19 protein-coding genes and 1 pseudogene are annotated in these 22,471 nt (G+C 71.8%); 10 read left to right on the top strand and 10 right to left on the bottom strand.

Features of this window, described 5'->3' with window-relative positions:
• The first annotated feature begins 3 nt into the window (after positions 1 to 3).
• The 6 genes from G3I77_RS31760 (at position 4) to htpG (ending at position 7,389) form a co-directional block, all read left to right on the top strand.
• Entirely contained in the window at positions 4 to 1,260 is a 1,257-nt protein-coding gene (locus G3I77_RS31760) for an MFS transporter (protein WP_248509116.1), read from the top strand.
• 31 nt (positions 1,261 to 1,291) lie between these two features.
• Positions 1,292 to 2,755: an L-fucose/L-arabinose isomerase family protein gene (locus tag G3I77_RS31755; RefSeq protein ID WP_248509115.1), complete on the top strand. Its 1,464-nt coding sequence runs from the start codon at positions 1,292 to 1,294 to the stop codon at positions 2,753 to 2,755.
• A 540-nt stretch (positions 2,756 to 3,295) separates the two neighbouring features.
• Positions 3,296 to 3,583 carry a DUF3040 domain-containing protein gene (locus G3I77_RS31750; RefSeq protein WP_248509109.1) on the top strand — a complete coding sequence of 96 codons (288 nt, stop codon included), beginning with the start codon at positions 3,296 to 3,298 and terminating at the stop codon, positions 3,581 to 3,583.
• A gap of 195 nt (positions 3,584 to 3,778) precedes the next feature.
• A complete protein-coding gene (locus G3I77_RS31745) occupies positions 3,779 to 4,570 on the top strand; it encodes a hypothetical protein (protein ID WP_248509107.1) in 792 nt (263 codons plus the stop codon).
• Between the two features lie 117 nt (positions 4,571 to 4,687).
• Positions 4,688 to 5,404: a class F sortase gene (locus G3I77_RS31740; RefSeq protein ID WP_248509105.1), complete on the top strand. Its 717-nt coding sequence runs from the start codon at positions 4,688 to 4,690 to the stop codon at positions 5,402 to 5,404.
• A gap of 86 nt (positions 5,405 to 5,490) precedes the next feature.
• Positions 5,491 to 7,389 (top strand): molecular chaperone HtpG, encoded by a 1,899-nt coding sequence (htpG, locus tag G3I77_RS31735; protein ID WP_248509103.1) that lies wholly within the window; start codon positions 5,491 to 5,493, stop codon positions 7,387 to 7,389.
• A gap of 12 nt (positions 7,390 to 7,401) precedes the next feature.
• Here htpG and G3I77_RS31730 read toward each other — a convergent pair whose 3' ends face one another.
• From G3I77_RS31730 to G3I77_RS31720, 3 genes are all read right to left on the bottom strand, one after another.
• A complete protein-coding gene (locus G3I77_RS31730) occupies positions 7,402 to 7,653 on the bottom strand; it encodes a twin-arginine translocase TatA/TatE family subunit (protein WP_248509101.1) in 252 nt (83 codons plus the stop codon).
• On the bottom strand, positions 7,641 to 8,207 hold the full coding sequence (locus tag G3I77_RS31725) for a hypothetical protein (protein ID WP_248509098.1): 567 nt from the start codon (positions 8,205 to 8,207) through the stop codon (positions 7,641 to 7,643). The genes G3I77_RS31730 and G3I77_RS31725 overlap by 13 nt, the downstream gene beginning before the upstream one ends.
• A gap of 77 nt (positions 8,208 to 8,284) precedes the next feature.
• A complete protein-coding gene (locus tag G3I77_RS31720; protein WP_248509097.1) occupies positions 8,285 to 8,860 on the bottom strand; it encodes a TerD family protein in 576 nt (191 codons plus the stop codon).
• Positions 8,861 to 9,004: 144 nt separating this feature from the next.
• Between G3I77_RS31720 and G3I77_RS31715 the strand changes: the two genes are divergently transcribed.
• Together G3I77_RS31715 and G3I77_RS31710 are read left to right on the top strand one after the other, a co-directional pair.
• A complete protein-coding gene (locus tag G3I77_RS31715; RefSeq protein ID WP_248509088.1) occupies positions 9,005 to 9,391 on the top strand; it encodes a BlaI/MecI/CopY family transcriptional regulator in 387 nt (128 codons plus the stop codon).
• A 6-nt stretch (positions 9,392 to 9,397) separates the two neighbouring features.
• The gene (locus G3I77_RS31710; protein WP_248509087.1) at positions 9,398 to 10,387 is read left to right on the top strand and encodes a M56 family metallopeptidase; all 990 of its coding nucleotides are present in this window, start codon (positions 9,398 to 9,400) and stop codon (positions 10,385 to 10,387) included.
• 108 nt (positions 10,388 to 10,495) lie between these two features.
• Here the strand turns inward: G3I77_RS31710 and G3I77_RS31705 are convergent, their stop codons facing one another.
• From G3I77_RS31705 to G3I77_RS31695, 3 genes and pseudogenes are all read right to left on the bottom strand, one after another.
• A complete protein-coding gene (locus G3I77_RS31705; protein WP_248509086.1) occupies positions 10,496 to 12,964 on the bottom strand; it encodes a CBM35 domain-containing protein in 2,469 nt (822 codons plus the stop codon).
• Positions 12,965 to 13,052: 88 nt separating this feature from the next.
• Positions 13,053 to 13,395, bottom strand: a pseudogene (locus G3I77_RS31700) (carbohydrate ABC transporter permease); the annotation flags it as partial.
• A gap of 133 nt (positions 13,396 to 13,528) precedes the next feature.
• On the bottom strand, positions 13,529 to 14,572 hold the full coding sequence (locus G3I77_RS31695) for a LacI family DNA-binding transcriptional regulator (RefSeq protein ID WP_248509084.1): 1,044 nt from the start codon (positions 14,570 to 14,572) through the stop codon (positions 13,529 to 13,531).
• Positions 14,573 to 14,705: 133 nt separating this feature from the next.
• Here G3I77_RS31695 and G3I77_RS31690 point away from each other — a divergent pair, with 133 nt between their 5' ends.
• Positions 14,706 to 16,811, top strand: coding sequence for a glycoside hydrolase family 36 protein (locus G3I77_RS31690; protein WP_248509329.1), 2,106 nt, complete (start codon positions 14,706 to 14,708; stop codon positions 16,809 to 16,811).
• Between the two features lie 10 nt (positions 16,812 to 16,821).
• Here the strand turns inward: G3I77_RS31690 and G3I77_RS31685 are convergent, their stop codons facing one another.
• The 4 genes from G3I77_RS31685 to G3I77_RS31670 all read right to left on the bottom strand — a co-directional run bounded on the left by G3I77_RS31685 (position 16,822) and on the right by G3I77_RS31670 (position 21,892).
• A complete protein-coding gene (locus G3I77_RS31685; RefSeq protein WP_248509083.1) occupies positions 16,822 to 17,937 on the bottom strand; it encodes an acyltransferase family protein in 1,116 nt (371 codons plus the stop codon).
• Positions 17,938 to 18,145: 208 nt separating this feature from the next.
• Positions 18,146 to 19,783 carry a cellulase family glycosylhydrolase gene (locus tag G3I77_RS31680; RefSeq protein ID WP_248509082.1) on the bottom strand — a complete coding sequence of 546 codons (1,638 nt, stop codon included), beginning with the start codon at positions 19,781 to 19,783 and terminating at the stop codon, positions 18,146 to 18,148.
• Positions 19,784 to 19,911: 128 nt separating this feature from the next.
• A complete protein-coding gene (locus G3I77_RS31675) occupies positions 19,912 to 21,021 on the bottom strand; it encodes a GDSL-type esterase/lipase family protein (RefSeq protein WP_248509081.1) in 1,110 nt (369 codons plus the stop codon).
• 157 nt (positions 21,022 to 21,178) lie between these two features.
• The gene (locus tag G3I77_RS31670) at positions 21,179 to 21,892 is read right to left on the bottom strand and encodes a VOC family protein (protein ID WP_248509080.1); all 714 of its coding nucleotides are present in this window, start codon (positions 21,890 to 21,892) and stop codon (positions 21,179 to 21,181) included.
• A 321-nt stretch (positions 21,893 to 22,213) separates the two neighbouring features.
• Here G3I77_RS31670 and G3I77_RS31665 point away from each other — a divergent pair, with 321 nt between their 5' ends.
• Complete coding sequence (locus G3I77_RS31665) at positions 22,214 to 22,468, top strand: T-complex 10 C-terminal domain-containing protein (protein ID WP_248509079.1); 255 nt, start codon at positions 22,214 to 22,216, stop codon at positions 22,466 to 22,468.
• Positions 22,469 to 22,471 lie beyond the last annotated feature (3 nt).

Raw genomic sequence — 22,471 nt, 5'->3', positions numbered from 1 at the left:
ATCATGGCCGGTACCCGCCCCATCCCCACACCGCTCTGGAAGGCCGCCGCCCTGTCGGGCATGGCCTCCTATCTCGACGCCGGGCTGATCGTGAGCATCTCCGTCAACCTGGCCATCTACCGCGACAGCTACGACATGGGCGTGTGGATGGCCGGGGCGATCAGCGCCATCGTCACCGGCTGCATCGCCGTCGGATCCCTCGTCGGCGGACGGCTCGCCGACCTCTTCGGCCGCCGCCGCGTCTACAACTGGGACATCTTCTGCTTCGCGATCGGCGCCCTCGTCATCACGCTCGCGCCGGACGACATCACCCTGCTGGCCGGTGTTCTCGTCGCGGGGCTCGCGGCCGGCGCCGACCTGCCGACGTCGCTGGCCGTGGTGTCGGACGCGGCGCCCTCCTGGGCCCGGGGCAGGCTGGTGGCGTTCACGCAGGTCATGTGGATGCTGGGCATCGCCGTCGCCATCTTCCTCGGCTTCGTCCTGTCCACCACCGGCATGACCGGGGCCCGGCTCATCACCGGGCAACTGGCCGTCGCCGCACTCGTCACCTGGGCCCTGCGGTCCCGGCTGAAACTGTCCGACGAACCGTCGGAGACGGACCCCGAAACCGCCCCGGAGGGCATTCCCCTGAAGCGCGTATGGACCCGCGCCGCCCTGCTGCCGATGGCCGCGACGTTCGTCTTCTACGTGACCTGGGGCCTCGGGGCCAACACCTTCGGCCAGTTCGGCACCTATCTGCTCGTCACCGTCAGCGACGCCTCGCAGAGCCTGGCCACCGGAATCAATCTGGCCTTCATCCCGATCGGCGTACTCCTGACGTTCGCCTTCGTCCGGGTCGCCGACAGCCCCTGGCGCGACCGGCTGTTCCACGTGGCCGCGGTGGTGCAGATCCTCGCCTTCGTGATCGCGTCCCTCACCGCGGGCGCACTCGTCGGCATGCTCGTCTTCTTCGTGCTCTACCAGCTCTCCAACCCCTTCGCCGGAGAGGCCAACTACAAGGTGTGGTCGCAGCTCACGCTGCCCGCGGACACCCGCGGCACCACCCAGGGCCTCACCTATGCCCTGTCCCGGGGCGTGTTCGCGGTCGCCGCGTTCTTCACCCCCGCCCTGGCCGACTACAGCCCGTCCGTCCTGCTCTGGACGATCACCGCCTGCATGACGGCGGCGGCGCTCGCGGGCGTGTTCATCATCCGCGTCCTGGTCCCGAGGTCCACGAGCGCCGGGCAGGACAGAGCGGACCTGCGCGTGTCCAGCACCTGAGCCGCAGCACACCTGACAAGGAGCACCGACCATGGCAACGACCGCGGACCGCACGGCCGTACGGACCGCCGCCCTGCACGACCTGCTCCCGCCGGTCACCCGGCGCCGCACCCGGATCGGGCTGGTCGCCGGCGGGCTCGGCACGTACTGGCCGCAGTTCCCCGGCCTCCTCCCGCAGCTGAAGGAGTCGGCCGCGTATGTCGCCGAGCGCTTCCGGGAGATGGACGCGGAGGTGACCGACGCCGGGTTCGTCTCCGACGCCCAGGAAGGTGCCCGCGCCGCCGAGGAACTGCGGCGGGCCGACTGCGACCTGATCGTGCTGTTCCTGACGACGTACCTCACCTCCTCGATGGTGCTGCCGATCGCGCAGCGCTCGCACACGCCGGTCCTGGTCATCGATCTCCAGCCGTCCGAGAAGATGGACCACGCCGCCTTCGACACCGGCGCCTGGCTGGCCTACTGCGGGCAGTGCCCCGTCCCCGAGGTCGGCAACGTCTTCCGGCGCGCCGGCATCCCCTTCCGGTCGGTGTCGGGCTGGCTGCGGCAGGAGTCCGCCTGGCGGCGCATCGAGCAGTGGATCCGGGCCGCGCACATCCGTGCCGCGCTCCGGCACGCCCGGCACGGCCTCATGGGGCACGTGTATCCCGGCATGCTCGACGTGCAGACCGATCCGACTTTGCTCGCCACGACGTTCGGCTCGCACGTGGAGGTCCTGGAGTTCGACGACCTCAGGCACCGCGTGGAACGGGTGACCGAGGCGGAGACCAGGGAGCGGATGGCGCTGGCCCGGCAGCTCTTCACCCTCGACGAGAGCGTCGTGGAGGAGGACTTCGCGTGGGGCGCGACCGTGTCCGTCGCCCTGGACCGGCTGGTGGCCGACTTCGAGCTCGACAGCCTCGCCTACTACCACCGCGGCCTCGACGGCGAACTGCACGAGCGGCTCGGCGCCGGCATGATCCTCGGCGCCTCCCTGCTCACCGCCCGGGGCGTGCCCGCGGCCGGCGAGTACGAGCTGCGCACGTCCGTCGCGCAGCTCGCCTCCCAGAGCGTCGGCGCCGGAGGCTCCTTCACCGAGATCCAGGCCCTCAACTTCGAGGACGGTGTGGTGGAGATGGGCCACGACGGCCCCGCGCACCTCGCCGTCGGCGCCCGTGACCCCCTGCTGCGCGGCCTCGGCGTCTACCACGGCAAACGCGGCTGGGGCGTGAGCGTCGAGTTCGACGTCCGGCACGGGCCCGTCACCCTGCTCGGCCTCGGCCAGGACGCCGATGGCAGCCTGTGCTTCGTCACCTCCGAGGGCACCGTCGTACCGGGACCGCTGCTGGAGATCGGCAACACCACCAGCCGGGTCGACTTCGGCCGCGACCCCGGCGAATGGGTCGACGCCTGGAGCGCCACGGGCGTCGGCCACCACTGGTCCCTCGCGGTCGGCCACCACACGGCGGACTTCCGGGCAGCCGCGAGCCTGCTGGGCATCGACCACCGGGAGGTGTGAGAGGCCTCGGCCGGACGGCTCCGGCACGGACCGGATCGCCCGGTACACCGACCTGTGTCGGCAGACGCGGTGCACCCGGCACAGCACAGCCGGGCCCCGCCCGGCCGTCTCCCCGGGACGGAAAGGACGGATGGGTGTCGCCCCCGCCCGGAGATGGGCGCCGGCACCGACGGTGACGCCACCGGTGCCCGTCTGAGGCCGGCAGCACCGCCCGGGCCGCCGCCGATTGTCATGGCCGCGGCTCGGTACGCCCCGAGAGCGCGGCCATCCGTGACAGCACCCATCCTCGGCCCGAACACCCGTCCGTCGGCTCGGTGTTCATGGGGCGCGCCCACCGGGAAGGATGAGGGATGGGCCTGATGGCGGAAGCCGCCGGAGGGGGGAGACGCTGAAGCCCTGGTGAGACAGCCGCGGCCGGCCGCACCGCCGCATCGGCGACCCGTCTCCCTCCGCACTGCCACAGGACCCGACCCCTCAGGACGTGTCATGGCCTCGGCCGTGCCCTGCCTCGAAGCGCTCGGGTTCCGGGAAGGAGAAGCCGTGCCCCCGTCCGAAGACCACCGTCTGGTCGATCTCGAAGCACGACTCGATCGGGAGGACCCCCGGTTCACCCGGGCCATGAGATCCGGCCGCCCCGCCCGGCCCCGGGAGTACCGGCGCACCGGAGCCTGGTGGGGGCTGGCACTCGGCGTCGCCGTGCTGGGCTCCGGCATCGCTCTGGCCCAGGGACTGCTCATCGCCTGCGGGCTGGTCCTCGTCGGCATGGCGGCCCAGCTGGCGGATCCGGACCCGGCCCGGATGACGCACCGGGGGTTCGGGCGACGCTGACGCGGGCGGCCTTCCGGGACCCTGCGGCGACGGCCGGACATCCGGGGCGTGCCGCCGTCAGAGTGCCGTTGTAACCCGTGTGAACGCTCCGGATGGTGGGACCGCCCGGCATGACTGACGTTGGTTCATGTCGAGGCCGGGTCTCGTGAGCTGGCGAGGCGTCAGCTGCCCGGCTCGCGACGGAAGGACTCACCGATGCGCTCTGCCCGCATGCTGCTCGCGACGGCCACTGCCACGGCCGCCCTCGCGATCGCCGCACCCGCCGCCTACGCCGAGGCGATGGGTGACTGGGACCACGACACCACTTCCTACAGCAAGGAGCACCACAAGGACGGTGACCACCACGCGCCGCGCGGCGGCGTACACGCGGGCGGCGGAGCGCTGTCCGCGGTGAACGCGGACGAGGACTGGAAGACCTCCAAGCAGGACGAGGGCTCGTCCGGTGACAAGCGCGACGGAGAGGGCAAGCACGAGGAGCAGGGCAAGGAGGACGGGCACGAGAAGGGCTCCTGGAAGGGCAAGCACGACAAGCCGCACGGCGGGATGCACACCGGTGGCGGAGCGCTGGCGGCCGTGACGGCGGGCGACGACTGGGACTCCTCCGAGCACGGCAAGGAGGACGGGCACGAGAAGGGCTCCTGGAAGGGCAAGCACGACAAGCCGCACGGCGGGATGCACACCGGTGGCGGAGCGCTGGCGTCCGTGACGGCGGGCGACGACTGGGAGAAGTCCAAGTACGACCCGGACACCTACAAGGACGGCGAGGGCGACTGGGGCGACAAGCGCGACGAAGGGGGCAAGGAAGACGGGCACGAGAAGGGCGGCTGGAAGGGCAAGCACGACAAGCCGCGCGGTGGCATGCACACCGGTGGCGGCGGGCTGGCCTCCGCGCCGGGCGTGACCGCCGGCGGCCTGGCGGTGCTGGCGGTGGCCGGCACCGGCCTGTACGCGCTGCGTCGCCAGAGGGCCTCGCAGGGCGCCGTATGACCGATGCCTGACCTCATAGCCGGCCGTGGCCGCCGCACGTGCCCAGCGCGTCGCGGCGGCCCGGCTCGTCCTCCCGCGTGCCGTGCCCGCTGCCGTGCCTGAATGAGGTGGTCCTTGATGGCAGCCAGTCCTCCCGCTCTTCCCGACCCCGGCCCCGAACCGCCGAAGCGGCGGTTCCGCACCGTCGTGACGGTGCTCTGGGCGGTGGCCGCCCTCGTCCTGACCGTGAATCTGTTCGGCGGCGGCGAGTCGGCCGACGATGCCGGCCCGCCGCACGCGCCGCCCGCCGTGGCCGCCGCCTCGGCCGCCCCCGAGGTGCCCGACAGGCCGTCCACGTCCGCGACGCCGCACCGGTCCGCCGCGTCCGGAGCCGGCCCGCAGCTGCCGCGGTCCCGGCCGGTCCGCCTGCTGATCCCCAAGATCTCGGTCGACGCGCCCTTCACCGACCTCGCCATCAACCCTTCCGGGCAGCTGGAGCCCCCGCCGCCGAACGACACCAACCTCGTCGGCTGGTACGCCAAGGGCCACACACCCGGAGAGGCCGGTACCGCCATCATCGCCGGGCACGTGGACACCGCGACCTCCCCGGCCGTGTTCGCCGGGCTCAGCGAGCTGAAGAAGGGCGACCGGTTCCAGGTGCGGCGGGCCGACGGCAGCAAGGCCACCTTCGTCGTCGACGCCACAAAGTCGTTCGAGAAGGACGCCTTCCCCAGCGACCGCGTGTACGGCGACACACCCGAGGCCCAGGTCCGGCTCATCACCTGCTCGGGTTCCTACGACCGTCAGGCCCGGGACTACACCGAGAATCTGGTCGTCTTCGCCCACCTCGTCTGACTTCCGGGGTCCCGGCCTGACTTGGTGTTTTACAGTGACTGCCACCAGTTCAGGCGACTGTGGGACCTGTGAGGGATTCGCGAACCATGACGACCGAAACGTTTGAGTTCCAGGTAGAGGCGCGTCAGCTGCTCCAGCTGATGATCCACTCGGTCTACTCGAACAAGGATGTCTTCCTGCGGGAACTCGTCTCCAATGCCTCCGACGCGCTCGACAAGCTGCGTCTGGAGAAGCTGCGGGACGACTCGCTCGACGCCGATGTGTCGGATCTGCACATCGAGCTCGACATCGACAAGGAGGCCCGCACCCTCACGGTGCGGGACAACGGCATCGGCATGTCGTACGACGAGGTCGGGCAGCTCATCGGCACCATCGCCAACTCGGGCACCGCCACGTTCCTCGAGGAGCTGAAGGAGGCCAAGGACGCCGCCGGGGCCGAGGGACTCATCGGCCAGTTCGGCGTCGGCTTCTACTCCGGCTTCATGGCGGCGGACGAGGTGACCCTGGTGACCCGGCGTGCCGGCGAGAGCCAGGGCACCCGCTGGACGTCGCGCGGCGAGGCCACGTACACGCTGGAGAGGGTCGACGACGCGCCGCAGGGCACGTCCGTCACGCTCCACCTCAAGCCCGCCGACCCCGAGAACCAGCTGCACGACTACACCTCCGAGTGGACGATCCGGGAGATCGTCAAGCGCTACTCGGACTTCATCACCTGGCCGATCCGGATGGTCCCTCAGGCGGGTGACGAGGAGGGCGCGCCCGAGCCCGAGACGCTGAACTCCATGAAGGCCCTGTGGGCGCGCTCGCGCGACGAGGTCTCCGACGACGAGTACCACGAGCTGTACAAGCACATCAGCCACGACTGGCGCGAGCCCCTGGAGACGATCCGGCTGCAGGCCGAGGGCACCTTCGAGTACCAGGCCCTGCTCTTCGTCCCCTCGCACGCTCCGCACGACCTGTTCACGCGGGACTTCAAGCGCGGCGTCCAGCTGTATGTGAAGCGCGTCTTCATCATGGACGACTGCGAGGCGCTGCTGCCGCCCTACCTGCGCTTCGTCAAGGGAGTCGTCGACGCGCAGGACCTTTCGCTCAACGTCTCCCGCGAGATCCTCCAGCAGGACCGGCACATCCGGATGATGCAGCGCCGGCTGACCAAGAAGGTGCTGTCCACGGTCAAGGAGCTCATGACCAGGGACGCCGAGCGCTACGCCACGTTCTGGCGCGAGTTCGGCACCGCCCTGAAGGAGGGCCTGGTCACCGACTCCGACAACCGCGACGCCATCCTCGCCGTCTCCGCGTTCGCGACCACGCACTCCGACGACGAGCCCACCACGCTCGCGCAGTACGTGGAGCGGATGAAGGACGGCCAGGACGACATCTGGTTCATCACCGGCGAGTCCCGGCAGAGCATCGAGAACTCCCCGCACATGGAGGCGTTCCGGGACAAGGGCGTCGAGGTCCTGCTGCTCACCGACGCCGTCGACGAGGTGTGGGTCGACGCCGTCGGCGAGTACGAGGGCAAGAAGCTGCGGTCCGTCGCCAAGGGCGAGATCGACCTCGACGCCGAGGGCGAGGAGAAGGCCGGCGAGGAGCGGGAGAAGCAGGCCGAGGAGTACGCCGGGCTGCTCGGCTGGATGCGGGAGCAGCTGGACGAGGACATCAAGGAGGTCCGCCTCTCCACGCGGCTCACGGTCTCCCCGGCCTGCATCGTCTCGGACGCGCACGACCTGACCCCCGCCCTGGAGAACATGTACCGGGCGATGGGCCAGGAGGTGCCGCGCACCAAGCGGATCCTGGAGCTCAACCCCGGTCACCCGCTGGTGAAGGGCCTGCACCAGGCGTACCAGGCGAGCGAGGACCGTACGGAGCTCGGCGAGTCCGCCGAGCTGCTCCACACCCTGGCGGTGCTCGCCGAGGGCGGCCAGCCCAAGGACCCGGCGCGCTTCGTCAGGCTCGTCGCGGGCCGCCTGGAGCGCACGCTGTAGTCACGGGGCGGATCAGGGGTGGTCCGGGGTGCCCTCCGCCCGGGCACCGGGCGGGGTCGTGCCGGTGCCCGGCGGGATGATCTCGCCCTGGACCACCCGCGGCGCGGGGGCCGTCCCGGCCTCCTCGTCCTTCGCCGCGCGGGCCTCGGCCTTGAGGATGCGGGCCGCCTTGCCGGCCGAGCGGGTCAGCTCGGGGAGTTTCTTCATCCCGATGACGGCTATGACGACGATGAGAATGATCGCGAGCTCGCTCAGTCCGAACATGGTGTCCTGTCCTCTCTCGCCCGGGCCGGGCACGGCGTGAGCGTATCGGGCGGGGAGCACGGCAGCGTGATCGCCGTCTCGGGATGCGGCACCGGGTGCCGGCACAGGGCCGTGCGCAGCAGGGCGGCCAGCGGGACGAGGCCGGTCACCGCCGCCACGAGCGCCAGGGTCCAGCCGGCCGCGACGAGCGATCCGGGCAACGGGCCGACGGCGTCGGCGACGCGCAGCAGTCCGCCGGTCAGGAGCAGCGCCGCGGCGGACGTGATCGCGACGAGCGGCGTGAGCACCGCGAGGGCCGGCGGTAGACGGCCCGGGCCGAGCGGACCCCGCGCCTCGTACCGGGCGGCCCGGCGCACGGCGAGACCGGAGCGGTACGGCTCTTCGGCCGCCGCCGCGATGTCATCGGCATGGGCGTGGGCGCGCAGGTGCGCTGCCGCCGGGCCGGTCGGGTCGGCGCCCAGGGCGCGACGGATGTCCGCGGTGCCCGGCGCGTGACGCAGGACGGCTTCGAAGTCCGCGCGGTCGTCCGGGCGGAGGTGGGACGGGTCGGTCACATGGGCTCCCGGTTCGGTCGCTGGTGCGGCCGCCGGGCCCGGCCACACACGCGGGCCCGGCGGCACGTCGGTCCGTGTCAGACGCTGACGCCGAAGTCGGAGGCGATCCCGGCCAGACCCGAGGCGTAGCCCTGGCCGACGGCGCGGAACTTCCACTCGGCGCCGCTGCGGTAGAGCTCTCCGAAGACCATCGCGGTCTCGGTGGAGGCGTCCTCGGACAGGTCGTAGCGGGCGATCTCCTGGCCGCCCGCCTGGTTGACGACCCGGATGAAGGCGTTGCGGACCTGGCCGAAGCTCTGGCCGCGGTTCTCGGCGTCGTGGATGGACACCGGGAACACGATCTTGTCGATCTCGGCGGGCACGGCGGCGAGGTTCACCTTGACGGACTCGTCGTCGCCCTCGCCCTCACCGGTGAGGTTGTCGCCGGTGTGCTCGACCGAACCGTCCGGGCTCGTGAGGTTGTTGTAGAAGACGAAGTGCTGGTCCGAGGGGACCTTGCCGGAGGCGTCGAGGAGCAGGGCGGAGGCGTCGAGGTCGTAGTCGGTGCCGGTGGTCGTGCGCACGTCCCAGCCCAGACCGACCAGGACGGCGGTGAGACCCGGCGCCTCCTTGCTGAGCGAGACGTTGCCGCCCTTGGACAGGGAAACTCCCACGAGGTACTCCTTCTTGAGCGCTTGACGTGTGTGAGGGGATGACATTCTGAAATCTACAGCAATGTAGAAGCAGGTGGGATCGGATCGGCGGATCTATACGATGTCCGCAAGGGCAACGCAGGGCGGCGAAAGGGAGGCAGGACGGTGACGGATTCCGGGCAGCGTCCCCGGCGGGGACAGGGCGAGCTGGAGGCGCTGGTGCTGTCGGCGCTGCGGGAGGCGGACGGCCCGGCGACGGCCGGCTGGGTGCAGGAACGCCTCGGCGGTGACCTCGCGTACACGACGGTGATCACGATCCTGACCCGGCTGCTGGGCAAGGGCGCGGTCACCCGGGAGCGGGTCGGCCGGTCCTTCGCCTGGACGCCGTCCTCGGACCAGGCGGGCCTGGCCGCCCGCAAGATGCGCAAGGTGCTGGACGCCGAGAGCGACCGCGGGGCCGTGCTGGCCAGCTTCGTCACCGGCCTCGGCCCGGACGAGGAGCAGCTGCTGCGCGACCTGCTGGATCAGGCCCAGAGCGAAGGGGAAGACTGAAGCCTCATGGGGGTCTTCGTCTTTCTGCCACTGATCCTGCCGCTCACTGCCTGGCCGGTCGCCCGCCTGGCCGAACAGCATCTGCATCCGCGCACCGCCACCCGGCTGCTGACGGTGCTGGCCGTGGTGCTGGCGCTGTGCAGCACGGTGTGCCTGGCGCTGGTGATGGTGGTCGGCACCGCCCAACTGCCCGGCAACCCGCTGCCCGACGGCTGGTCCGACCCCGAGGTGCGGGCGGCGGTGCCGTACGACGAGGTCGTGGGCAAGGCCGCGATTCCCGCGCTGTGCGCGGTGGTTGTCGCCTGTGCCCGGACGGTGCGGCGGCACGGCCGGGTGCGCCGTCGGGCGCATCGCGCGCTGGCCGGGCTGCGCGGTACGGAGGTGGCGGTGCTGCCCGACGCCGTGCCCTACGCGTACGCGTTGCCGCCCGGGGGGCGCCGCGGCCGTGGTGTGCCGCGAGCCGGGGCCGACGGCCGGGGCCCGCGCGGGGGGCGTGGCCGTGTCGTGGTGACCACGGCCCTGCTGGAGAGGCTCCGCCCGGCCGAGCGGCGCGCTCTGTTCGCCCACGAGAGGGCGCACCTCGCCGCACGTCACGACCGCTTCCTGCTCGCCGTGCAGCTGGCGGCCCGCGCCAACCCGTTCCTGCGGCCGCTGCGCACCGCCGTGGCGTACACGGCGGAGCGGTGGGCGGACGAGGAGGCGGCCCGGGCGGTCGGCAGCCGTCGCACGGTGGCGAGGGCGATCGGCACGGCCGCGCTCGTCTCGCGGGGCACCCCGCTGCCCACGCTCGCAGGACTCGCCGCTCCCGGTCCGGTGCCGCGCCGGGTGGCGGCACTGCTCGGCCCGGCCCCCGCCGTGCGCCAGTGGCCTCCGGCCTTCACGGCGGTCGGACTGGCGGCGTGGGGCGCGGCCGCGGGAACGGCCGTCTCGGCGATGTCCTCCGCGAACTCGGCGGTGACGATGGTCCTCATCCTCCACGCGGCGACGCCGCTCTGAGGGACCGCGGCGCGCTGCGCACCACCTCCCAGTGCCGCGGTCCGCCTCCACGGCGGACCGCGGCACCAGAGCCCGCTGACCCGATGTCAGCAGTTGCGTACGGGGTTTTCAGCCCACGACCCGGCCCAGCTCGATCCGGTCGATGTTCGGCGCCCAGGCACCGGCGTTGCCGAACGTCACGTTGTTCGGGCCCTTCGCCAGGTCGACCGGGACGCCGACCGTCCAGTAGTCGTCCCAGCTCCAGGTGTTCTTGAAGGTGACCTTCCGCGCCGCGGCACCCCCGACCTCGATGTCCGCCGTACGGGACATGATGTCCGTGTTGTAGGCGTGGCCGTTGTCCCGGCGGTCGTTGTGGGCGTAGTGGACGACCAGCAGATAGCGGCCGGACCTGGGTGCGTCGACCGTGAACTCGGCGGTGCTGGAGGGGCTGTTGCCCAGCCGGCCGATGTACGAGCCGGCGGATGCGTGCGGCGAGTCGACGAGCCTGGCGCCGCCCCCGAGCGTGGCCGAGGCGCCCTCGTAGGAGAGGGTGCCCGCGGCCGAGCCGTCGCCGGAGACGTCGAGGGAGCGGACGGCGGCGTGGCCCGACGTCATGGCGACCCGGTTGTTGCCCGCGACGAGGTACAGGCGCAGCGGGCGGCCGGGCGCCGCGGTGACCGTCTCGCCGTGCAGGGCGAGCTTCACCGCCGCCGAGGTCCGCGGGGTCACCGTGTAGTAGCCGTCGCGCGGGGCGTAGACGTCGAAGACGGCCTTGTCACCCGGGCGCAGCACCAGGGCGCCCGTGCCCACGCCGGCCGAGGACGAGTAGTCGTACGACGGCCTGCCGCTGATGTCCGCCAGGGTGGCCTCGTACGACGCGGAGGCCGCGCCGGTGCGGGTCGTCAGGCCGATCCGGTCGAGCGTGACCTCGGCGTCGCCCTTGGACAGCACCAACTGGTGTGTCCCGGCGGTCAGTCGGACGCTGACGTCCTTCTTCGCGCGGTAGGTCCAGTTCTCGGTGGAGGGGTAGGTGACCGTCACCGGGTCGGCGCCGTCGACGATCAGCTTCTGCGTGGCGGGGCCGCCGGACTGGTTGCCGTAGAGGATCGCCAGGTCGTAGGTGCCGTCCTTCGGCACGTTCACCGTGAACGCGATCTTGCTGCCGGGCTGGTTGAGGGAGCCGACGTCCTTGGTTCCGGAGGCCGCGTAGCCGTTGGCGTTGCTCACCGTGCCCTGGGTGTAGACCGTGCCGTCGGTGATGGCCGCGTCCTCGGCCTCGTACGACGCCGACCACGGGACGGAGGCGGCGGACGGGGTGCCCGAGCCGCCGGGGGTGAGGACGATGCGGTACGCCGACATCTTGTGCGGACCGCGCAGCGGTACGGTCGCCGAACCGTCCTCCGCGACCTTCACCTTGGTGCGCGCCAGGACCCGCGGAGCCGCGTGCTGCCCCTCGTACCCCGACCAGGCGGCCTCGGCGACGGTCGCGGTGACCGTACGGCCGAAGACGGATCGCGGGACGTTGCGCACGACCACGTCCGAGTCGCCGTCGCTGCCGCCGAGCAGCACCTGGGCCTGGCGGCGGGAGGTGTCCAGGGAGGCGACACCCTGGAGGGTGTCGATGGTGTTCGGCTGCGGCGGCGTCACCTGCACGGTGTTCCCGGTCAGGCCCGCGTACCAGCGGAACAGCCACCAGCCGCCGTTGGGGATGTTCGAGCGCACCACATGGCCGCTGAGATTCCCGGCGGCGTCCCAGTACGCCATGTTGGCGTACACCTTGTTGCGTTCGAACATCGACACCCACTGCACGAGCTGCCCGGGCACGGACAGGTCGCGGCGGTTGGCGTACTCATCGATGTTGATCTTCAGCGGGGCGATGCCCGCCTCGCGCTCCAGCGCGCGGTAGTCGTCGTGATGCGCCTGGAAGTCGCGCAGGGAGCCGGAGCCGAGTTCGTGCCAGGTCATGATCTGGGGCAGTACGTTCTCCCGCTTGGCGAAGGCGAGGAAGTCCTTCAGCAGGCGGGTGTGGTAGGCGGCCTCGTTGGGGCCGGCGATCCGCGCGTCCGGGTCGATCGCGCGGATGCGCTGGTACACCGTCTTCCAGTCCTTGAAGAACCGGTCGCGGTTCTTCTCGTACTGGGCCTGGTCGGCGACGTCGAGTTCGTACCAGATCTGGTCGGGCTCGTTGAACGGGATGTAGACGAAGCGGTCGCTGTTCGGGGCGGCCGAAATCTCCTTGACGATCTTGTCGACCTTGGGCAGGTAGTCGTCGATGCCGAGGTCCTCGTACGGCCACTTGGCGTAGATGTCCTGCATCATCACGTTGATCTCGCCGCCGCCGGTGCGGAAGAACGATGTGGAGACCGTGAGCGCGTCGCCGTTGGGGTGCTGGGCGCCGCCCTCCGGCTTCTGCGAGACGCTGGTGATCTTCAGTGGCTCCATCACGGCGTCACTGGGCACCCCGTCGTCGCTGAGCCCGTACAGGGAGCCGTTGGCGCCGAGCATCACCGGGCCCTCGGAGGCGCCCAGGTCGACGGCGAGGCGTTGCGGGGCGGCTGCGGCTGCCGCGGGACCGGCCGCGGGGAGGGTGGCTGCCATGGCGACTGCTCCAAGTAGTGCTGTGAACAGGGCGGTTCCGGTACGGGATCTCGTGCGGGTGGGGGTGCTCACGCTGCTGGACCTCCAGTCACTTGACGGCTCCACTGGTGATTCCGGACACGATCTTTCGCTGGCCGACGAGGAACACGGCGACCATGGGCAGGCTCATCACCACGACGTACGCGAAGACGAGATGCCAGTTGTCGAGGTAGAGCTTGGGCGCTGGCGACCTGGTAGAGGTTGAGCGGCAGGGTCGCCCGGTCTCCGCCGCCGAGGACGAAGAACGCGTAGAAGACGTCGCTCCAGGCGTAGAGCATCACCATGATCGTGGCGGTGGCGATGACCGGCCGGAGCAGGGGCAGGACGATCCGCCGGAAGACCCGGGCCGGTGACGCCCCGTCCATCCGGGCCGCCTCCTCCAGCTCCAGGGGGAACCCCGCGGCGCGAGCCGTAGGAATCCCCCTCGTCCACGAGCGGGGAAGAGGTCAACTCGTGCCTTTCCGAGCAGGGTGCGGGGTTCGGTTCAGGAAGGAGACTCGCAACTGCTCTGCTCTCAGGGGCTGTTCATTCGAGGGTGGGAGGTGGAGGCGGCCCCGAGCTCTCCCGCACCACCAGTTCCGGTACGGACACGGGGTGCGGGGCGACCGGTGCGGACTCCTCCAGCGCGCCGTGCAGCAGGGCGAACGCGGCCCGGCCGAGGCCGGTGAAGTCCAGGCGTACGGTCGTCAGGGACGGGGTGAGGAAGGCGGAGTGCGGGGCGTCGTCGAACCCGGCCACGCTGACCTCGCCCGGCACCGCGCGGCCCGTCTCGTGCAGGGCGCGGAGCACGCCGAGCGCGAGGTCGTCGTTGCCGCACAGGATCGCGGTGACGGAAGGGTCCCGCGCCAGCTCCAGCGCCGCCGCGTGACCGCCCGCCGGTCCCCAACTGCTCTGCACCGGGCGGGGTTCCGGGGCGCCTGCCTCCTTCAGTGCCTGCCGCCAGCCGCTGGTGCGGGCGCTGGTGCGGCGGGTGCTGGAGGGGATGGCGACGTAGTGCACGGTCCGGTGGCCCAGGGAGAGCAGATGGCGGGTCGCCTGGTAGGCGGCCTCGCGGTCGTCGGTCCACACCCAGGGGCTCTCGCCGCCGGGCGGACTCGCCGGGGTCTCGACCACGCCCACGACCGGCAGCCCGGCGGGCACGGCTCCCAGCGCCCGCACACCGGCCGGATCGTAGGCGATCACGACGATCCCGCCGCCCGTGTCCGCCGCTCGCTGCACCTCGGCGGCGACGGCCGCGTCCTCGGCGGATTCCAGCACGCCGATCCCCACGGCGTAGGACGCGGCGCGGGCGGACTCCTCGATGCCCTGAAGGATCGAGGCGTAGCCGTAGTGGGTGGTGTTCGCGGTGAGCACGGTCACGGTGCGGGTGCGTCCGCTGGCCAGAGCGAGGGCGGTGGCGTTGCGCCGGAAGCCCAGCTCCTCGATGGCGGCGAGCACCCGCTCCCGGGTGGACGGCCGGACGCTGGGATGGCCGTTGATCACCCGCGAGACCGTCTGGTACGAGACCCCGGCGGCCGTGGCGACGTCCCTGATGCTCGCCGGGCGTCTTGTGTGACCGGTCACATTCATGCCAGGATTGTGACCGGTCACACTCGGGTCGTCAAGAGACCGTAACGAGGGATTCACGCGGACCTCCGCTCCCCGGCAACGGGGCGGGGCCAGGAGGGGGAGCACCTTGACCGGCACGGCGGATGCGGCGCACATGGCCTCCAACCGGCGGCAGGGCGAGTTCACTTGGGGGCACGAGGCGCTCGACGCCCGGTTCGCCGTCGCCGCCGACGGGACACCGCGACTGGTCCGGCTGGCACACCCCGACGACGCCCGCCGAGCCGCCCCGCAGACCGGGCTGCCGCTGGTGGAACTCACCGCCCTCGGCCACGGCAGCGGCTGGTCCGGCCCCCGCTTCACCGGCACGGCCTTCGGCGCGCGGCTCGCCTACCGCGCCCACCGCACCGGCAGCCGCGACGGCTGGGAACGACTGACCGTCGAACTCCACGACCCTGACACCGGGTTGACCGCCTTCGCCGAACTCGGCTCACCCGCCGGCCTGCCCGTCCTGCGCTCCCGCGTCCGGCTGCGCAACGACGGCCGCGAGCCGCTGGTCGTCCAGTCCGTCAGCAGCCTGCTGCTCGGCGGACTGCCCGCCCCGGACGCCCTCGACGTCCATCGGGCACGCAACGACTGGCTCGCCGAATGCCGTTGGTACACCGAGCCGCTGCGCGCGTGCGTCGCCGACATCAACACGGACGTCCACGAGCACGACAGCCGGGCCGCCCTCGCCCTCACCGGGCGCGGCAGCTGGCCCACCGACGGCCATCTGGCCATGGGCGCGCTGACCGAGCGGGACGGCGCCCGGGCCTGGGCGTGGCAGGTCGAGTCCCCGGCCGGCTGGCGCTGGGACCTCGGTGAACGCGCGCACGGCACCTACCTGGCGCTGAACGGCCCCACGGATGCCGAGCACCAGTGGCGGATCCGTCTCGAACCGGGCGAGGAGTTCACCGCCGTCCCCGCCGCCCTGGCCCTCGGCCCGGACCTCGACGCCGCGGTGGGCGCCCTCACCTCCTACCGCCGGGCGATCCGCCGCCCCCACCCGGACCACACCACCCTCCCCGTGGTCTTCAACGACTACATGAACACCCTCATGGGCGACCCGACCACGGCCAGACTGCTGCCGCTGATCGACGCCGCCGCCGACGTCGGCGCCGAGTACTTCTGCATCGACTCCGGCTGGTACGACGACGACACCCGCGGCTGGTGGGACAGTGTCGGCGCGTGGCAGCCCTCGTCGCGCCGCTTCCCCGACGGCGGCATCCAGGCCGTCCTGGACCGGATCCGGGAGCGCGGGATGGTGCCCGGGCTGTGGCTGGAGCCGGAGGTCGTCGGGGTGCGCAGCCCCGTCGCGGCCGAGCTGCCGCCCGAGGCGTTCTTCCAGCGCGACGGCGTACGCCTCACCGAACAGGGCCGCCACCAGCTCGACCTGCGGCATCCGGCCGCCCGCGCCCACCTCGACAGGACGGTCGACCGGATCGCCGGCGACTGGGGCGTGGGCTACCTGAAGCTGGACTACAACATCGTCGTCGACCCCGGTACCCAGGCCCCCGGCGACCTCGCACCGGGAGCGGGCCTGCTCGGCCACGCCCAGGCCTACCTGGACTGGCTCTCCGGAGTCCTGGACCGCCACCCCGGCCTCGTCGTCGAGAACTGCGCCTCCGGCGGTATGCGCATGGACGGCGCCACCCTCGCCGTGGCCCAGCTCCAGTCCACCAGCGACCAGCAGGACCCGCTGAGCTACCCGCCCATCGCCGCCGCCGCACCGACCGCCGTCCCGCCCGAGCAGGGCGCCGTCTGGGCCTACCCGCAGCCCGAGTACGACGACGACCTGATCGCCTGGACCCTCGGCGGGGCACTCCTCGGCCGCATCCACCTCTCCGGCCATCTGAACCGCATGTCGGACCACCAGCGCGCTCTCGTCCGGGACGCCGTCGACGTCTACAAGTCGATCCGCGGGGATCTCGCCCGGACCCTGCCGTTCTGGCCGCTCGGCCTGCCCGGCTGGACGGACGAGTGGCTGGCCCTGGGGCTGCGGACCCCCGGCGACGGCACGGCGTACCTCTCCGTCTGGCGGCGCGGCGGACCGGCGGAACTCCGCGTCCCCGTCCGGCACCTGGCGGGCCGGACCGTCCGGGCGGACGTCCTGCACCCGTCGTCGGCGGAGGCGGGCCGGGCCGTCTGGGACGGGGAGGCGCTCACGGTGTCCGTGCCGCGCACGCCCGGGGTGCTGCTCATCCGGCTCGGTCAGGAACTCTGAGAGGGGCCTCTCACGCGCGCACGGCGTTCCGCTCCCGCGCCTGATCGCGCGCGTCCCGGCGGAACGCCCACGCCATGTCGGGCTCGATCACCCAGCGGAACACCCGCCGCACCGGCGGGGTGCACAGCGCGGTCACGAGCACCGCGGCGACGACCGTCACGAGGATCTCGCCCAGGGGCCGGTGCACCCACGCCGGCTCGTACCAGCCCCAGAACTTGGACCCCTGCGCGACGAATCCGTGCAGCAGGTAGCCGTAGAGCGTGCCCGCGCCAAGTGCGGTGAACCAGGCGCGGCGGCCGGGCACCCAGGCGAGGAAGCAGGCGACCAGGACCATCGAGCAGCCGAAGGTCACCAGCGTCATCACGGGCCCGTACCAGGAGGGGGCGGCGAGCTCCTCGGCGCTGTCGCGGTGGTAGAACCAGGCGCCGCTCATCCGCGGCACCGCCCAGTAGGCCACGGCGAGCGCGCCGGCGAAGACCGGTACGGCGAGGATCCGTGCCGCGCGCCGGCGCACCAGGCGGAAGTGCTCGGGCCGCAGCAGCAGACCGAGGACGAAGTACGGCAGGAACTGCAGCGTGCGCTGCAGATCGAGGTCGTTGCCGATGGACGGCGAGAGCGTCGCCAGCATCGCGACGACGAGGGCGATCGGCAGCGGCCACCGCACGCGCTGCCAGATCGGGGTGGTCAGCCGCCAGATGAACAGGGCGGCCAGGAACCAGGTCAGGTAGAGGGGGTCCAGCAGGCTCACCGGCCGGTCCGGCTCCTGGTCGGTCCACCGGGTGAACAGGGTGTACGCCGTCTCGAAGACGACGTACGGCACGGCGAGCCCGGTGATCAGTCGCCTGAGCCGCCCCGGGCCCGCGTCGAACGAGCGCGAGAAGTAGCCGGAGATCACGATGAACGCCGGCATGTGGAAGGCGTACACGACCATGTAGAGCGCGCCCGCCGCCCGGCTGCCGTCCCGCAGGGGTTCCCAGGAGTGCCCGATCGCCACCAGCACGATCGCCAGGTACTTGGCGTTGTCGAAGAACGCGTCCCGCCGGCCGGCAGGTTCTGCCGCGGGCGGCGCTTTCCGTTCCGTCCCGCCGGTCGCGACCGCGCGCATGCGCAGGGTGTCCTCGCTCATCACGCCTCCCGCGCGGAGTTCGGGGAACCCGGACGGGCGGATACGCGTCTTGCCGGAGATACGGCGGTGGGGTGCCGGTGCGACATCCCCGCCGCCTGACCACTGCGGGGCGGCGTAAACCGCCTCCTGTGCGGGTGTAGCGCGGCTCACATCAACGGTGGTGCCGCCGGGCCGGGAGCGCGGCGGCACCGTCGCACGGGCGGCGTGGTCAGCTCACGGAGCACTCGGCGCCGTTGAGGGTGAAGGCCGTCGGGCTGGGGTTCGTGGTCGACCGGGTGGCCGTGAAGCCGAGGGTGACCGAGCCGGACGGGGGGATGTTCGCGGTGTACGAGGCGGCCGCGACGCTCACCTCGGAGCCGCTCTGGGTCGCCTTACCGCCCCACAGGTTGCTGATGCGCTGGCTGTCCGGGAAGGTCCAGCGCAGCGTCCAGCCGTTGATCGCCGACGTGCCGGTGTTGCGGAGGACGATCTCGCCCTGGAAGCCGCCGGACCAGCTGCCCGTCACCCGGTAGCCGACACCGCAGGACGACGGTGAGCCGCCGGGGGAGGTCGTGACCGTCACCGTGCCCGAGCGGGGCGAGCGGTTGCCGGCGGCGTCGCGGGCATAGACGGCGAAGGTGTGGGAGGTGGCGGGGGACAGGCCGGTGAGGGTGGCGGTGGTTCTCGTGCTGGTGGTGACGGCCGCCTCGGTGCCGCCGCTGATCCGCACGATGTCGTAGCCGGTGACGCCGGTCGCGTCGGAGGCGGCGGCCCAGGTCAGGGTGGCGGAGGAGGAGGTCACCCCGGAGGCGGTCGGGGTGCCGGGAGCGGTCGGGGGAGTCGTGTCACCGCCGCTGCCGGAGTAGATCGCGGCCTCCTTGGCGGTGGCGGCGATGCCGTTCGCGCCGTTGAAGAGGCGCTGCCCCCAGGAGGTGAGCTGGTCGGGGTCGAAGTTCGTGACCATGTCCAGGTACTCGACCCCGCCGCCGTTCCCGCTCCACGACCAGCCGAGGTAGCCGAGCCGGAGTTGCTGGGCCACGGCCAGGATGGTGTCTTCGTCGGGGTTGCCGTCCGAGTGGTCGTGCCCGAACTCGCCGACGACGATGGGGAGTTTGGCCGTGACGAACCGGTTCAGGTAGTCGGTGATCTCGGCTGCCGTGTCGAAGACGCCGTACATGTGGATCGAGAAGACCGTGTTGGCGTCCGGGTCGGAGGCGAACACCGAAGCGGCGTTGTCGCGCATCGTGAACGCCCAGTCCTGGCCCCAGTTGGGCGCGTCGACCATGAGCGTGTGGTCGAACCCGGCGTTGCGCAGCTTCTGGACGGCCGCCTTGGTGTCGGCCGTCCACGCCGTGTAGTTGGTGTTGCCGTACGGCTCGTTGCCGATGTTGACGATGACGTAGTCCTCCTGGCCGGCCAGGGCGCTCTGCACGCTGATCCAGTAGTCGGCCGCACGGGAGAGGGTCGCCGCTCCGCTCTGCTCGCCGTACCCCGTGGTGTCGTGGACCTCGAGGACGCAGATCAGCCGGTTCTGCTTGCACTGGGCGACGACGTTCGCCACGTCGGAGGTGTCGTTGCGCGTCCAGCGGTCGCCGCTGGCGAGGACCACGCGGACGGTGTTGGCGCCCTTGGCCTTGATGTGGGCGAAGGAGCCGGTCTGGTTCGGGTACCAGGTGTGGGCGTGGTTGACGCCACGCATCACGAAGTCGTTCCCGTCGGCCTCCAGGAGGCGGCCGTTCTGCACCCGGAATCCGGTGGGCGCGGCCTGGGCCGGCGGGGTGAGGACGAGGAAGGACAGGAAGAGAGCGAGAAGGGTGGCGGCCACGGTGGCCAGGCGTGGCGTGGTGGGGGTGGGGCGGGGTCTCATGGCGGCTCCAGAAGTGGGGATCGGGTGGGGCACGTTGTCGGTCGCGCAGTCGTGCTGAACGGGGTCCTGCCGTCGGGGCGCGGTTCGGGCGGGGCCGGTGCCGGGACGTCTCCGGCCCGGCACGGCTGTCAGCCGGCCGGTGCCTCCCCCGTGCAGGTGACGCTCGCCGCCGGGGTGCCGGCCGTGGCCGGGGCGGTGGCGACGAAGCCGAAGGTGGTGCTCGCGCCGGGGGCGAGGGTGCCGTTCCATGCCGCGTTCCGGACGGTGGCCGTGCCGTCGGCCGCCGTGGCGAGGGTGCCGTTCCAGAGCTGGGTGAGACGCGCGCCGTTCGCCGGTACGACGGTCGCGGTCCAGCCCGAGACGGCGGACGCGGAGGTGTTCGTCACCGTCACCTCGCCCTGGTAGCCGCCCTGCCAGGAGGAGGCGGCCCGGAAACGCGCGGTGCAGGCGGCGGGGTCCTCGCCCGGGTCACCCGGATCACCCGGGTCCTGCGGGACGCCGGCGTCGAGGGCCGCGGACAGGGCAGGGAACCAGCGAGCGGCGATCTTGTTGTCGCCGGAGGCGTTCGGGTGCACGCCGTCGTAGGTGTCGGTGGCCGTGCTGAAGCCGGTCCACTGGTCGACCACGGTGACGGGGGAGCGGTCGGTGCCGGTTGCCCGGGCCCAGCCGGGGATCCGCGCGTTGAAGTCGACGACCCGCTGCGCACAGGCCGCGCAACTGCTCGGGTTCATGGGGATGAGCTGCGCGACGAGGATCCGCATGTCCGGGTTCGAGGCCCTCATCTGCGCCACGAGCTTGGTGTAGGCGGCGAGGATGCGGTCCGGGGTGATGCTGCTCCAGACGTCGTTCGTGCCGAAGTGCATGACAACGATGTCAGGGAGAGTGGAGGCCAGCCGGCCGGGCAGCAGGTTCTGGTCGGCCGCATGCGTGACCAGCTCGCCGCCGTGCCCCTCGTTGTCCCCGTCGTGGGCCTGTCCGCAGCCCTGCGGGGGGAGGGTGCCGACGAAGTCGACGTCCTTGTATCCGCTGTCGGCCAGCCGGTTCCACAGCACGGCCCGCCAGCAGCCCGGCGAGCCGGTGATCGAGTCGCCGAGCGGCATGACGCGGACGGGATCCGCCGCAGGGGCGGCTGTCGCGCGGGGGGCCAGCGCCATGCCGAGGGGGAGGAGCAGGGCGGCCAGGAGTCCGAGTACGGAGATGACGCGTAAGTGCGGGGACGAGTGGGGGGTTCTGTGCATGGTGGTCCCTTCCCATGGATGAGGTGGGAGCGCTCCCATCTCATCAAGCCATCGTTGTCATTGACGCGTCAAGAGGAGTGGCGTCCTGATGGCATGCCTGTGGGCCAGGAAGGCGCTGCGGCCAGCGGGCTTCTCGCAGGTACGGCCGGTGATCGAGTCACGGCTCCCTGCGGCGCACCAGGAACGACAGTCCCTCCGGGCTGCTCCACCGCACCACACGACGGCCGGTCTCCTCGGAACAGTTGACCGGGGCCTGGCCGTCATCGTGAGCGCGGACGACGCTGTCCGGATCATCGACGGCGACCATGAGTTCCCACCGTGGGCCGGATGTGCCGGGTCCCGCCGCGGCGACGAAGTCGGCGCAGATCAGGGGGGCTCCGGTCGTCTCCTCGTAGAAGTGCCGGGCTTCGTCGGGCCGATCGCAGGTCAGGACCATGCGATGCGGAGAACCCGCCAGACGGGGCGGGAACCGCCATCCGGGGAAGTGGCGCCGCTGCCAGAGGGAGAAGGCGGCGCCCACCGGATCGATCAGTGTCGCGATGCGGCCCTGATCGCCCGCGTCGAAGGGAGGTACGACAAGGTGAGCGCCATGGGCCGTCGCCGCTTCGACACGACGGTCGATGTCGTCGACCGCCAGGTAATAGGCGATGTGGGCGGGTGTTCCCGGTGGGTAGACCGGGTTCGCCAAGTCGCTGACGCCGCCGATCAGGTGGCCATCGACGGTGATCTTGGTGGCCTTGCGCCAGTCCTTCTCGTCCACCGCGAAGCGCCAGCCGAGCGCCTTGGACAGGAGGGCGGCTGCGCCGGCCGGGTCGCGGGTTTTGAGGTCCATCCAGCAGAACTCGTTCAAAGAACCCAGACGGGTCGTCATCTTGTGCTCCTTGTCGTCCCGATGCTGGGTACCGGGTGCCCGGACGACTCCGCAAGGGAGTTTCAGCCGCCGCGCCGACGGAAGCGCCGGCAGGGAAGCCGCGGGAGAACGCCCCGCCCGTTGGCCGGAAGCCATCAGGACTTTTGCCGGGCCATGAGGCATTCATGACCGGATGCCCAGAGAGTCGGGGCATGGGCCGTCGCCGACGACACCGCACCCCCGCTCGGCGGGACCGGCCCGGGCCGGGCGCTGGCGCGGCGCGCGGACGGGCTGACCAGCACGATCGCAGGACTGCACGGGTGGCAGGACGCCCGGGCGGCGGTGGCCCAGGCGGTCGGCGTCAACGCCTACGGCCACCACTCGGCGACCCCGTACCTCACCCTGCCCGCCCACCCGGGCGGCACCCACCTCCTGGTCACCCTCGTCGTGCTGAGCGCCGACCCGGAGGTGAACGGTGGCCCGACAGCGGACGGCGACCCGCACGCGCGAGGTTCAGGAACGCGCGTGCGGGTCACCGCGGCCGGTGAGGTGGAGATCAGCTTCCCGGACGGCACCCGGGAGCGGGTGCCGCGATGACCG

The sequence above is a fragment of the Streptomyces sp. D2-8 genome, assembly GCF_023184515.1.
GTDB lineage: Bacteria > Actinomycetota > Actinomycetes > Streptomycetales > Streptomycetaceae > Streptomyces.
The sequence above is the reverse complement of the archived record's forward strand: the minus strand, read 5'-3'. Positions and strand labels throughout refer to the sequence as shown.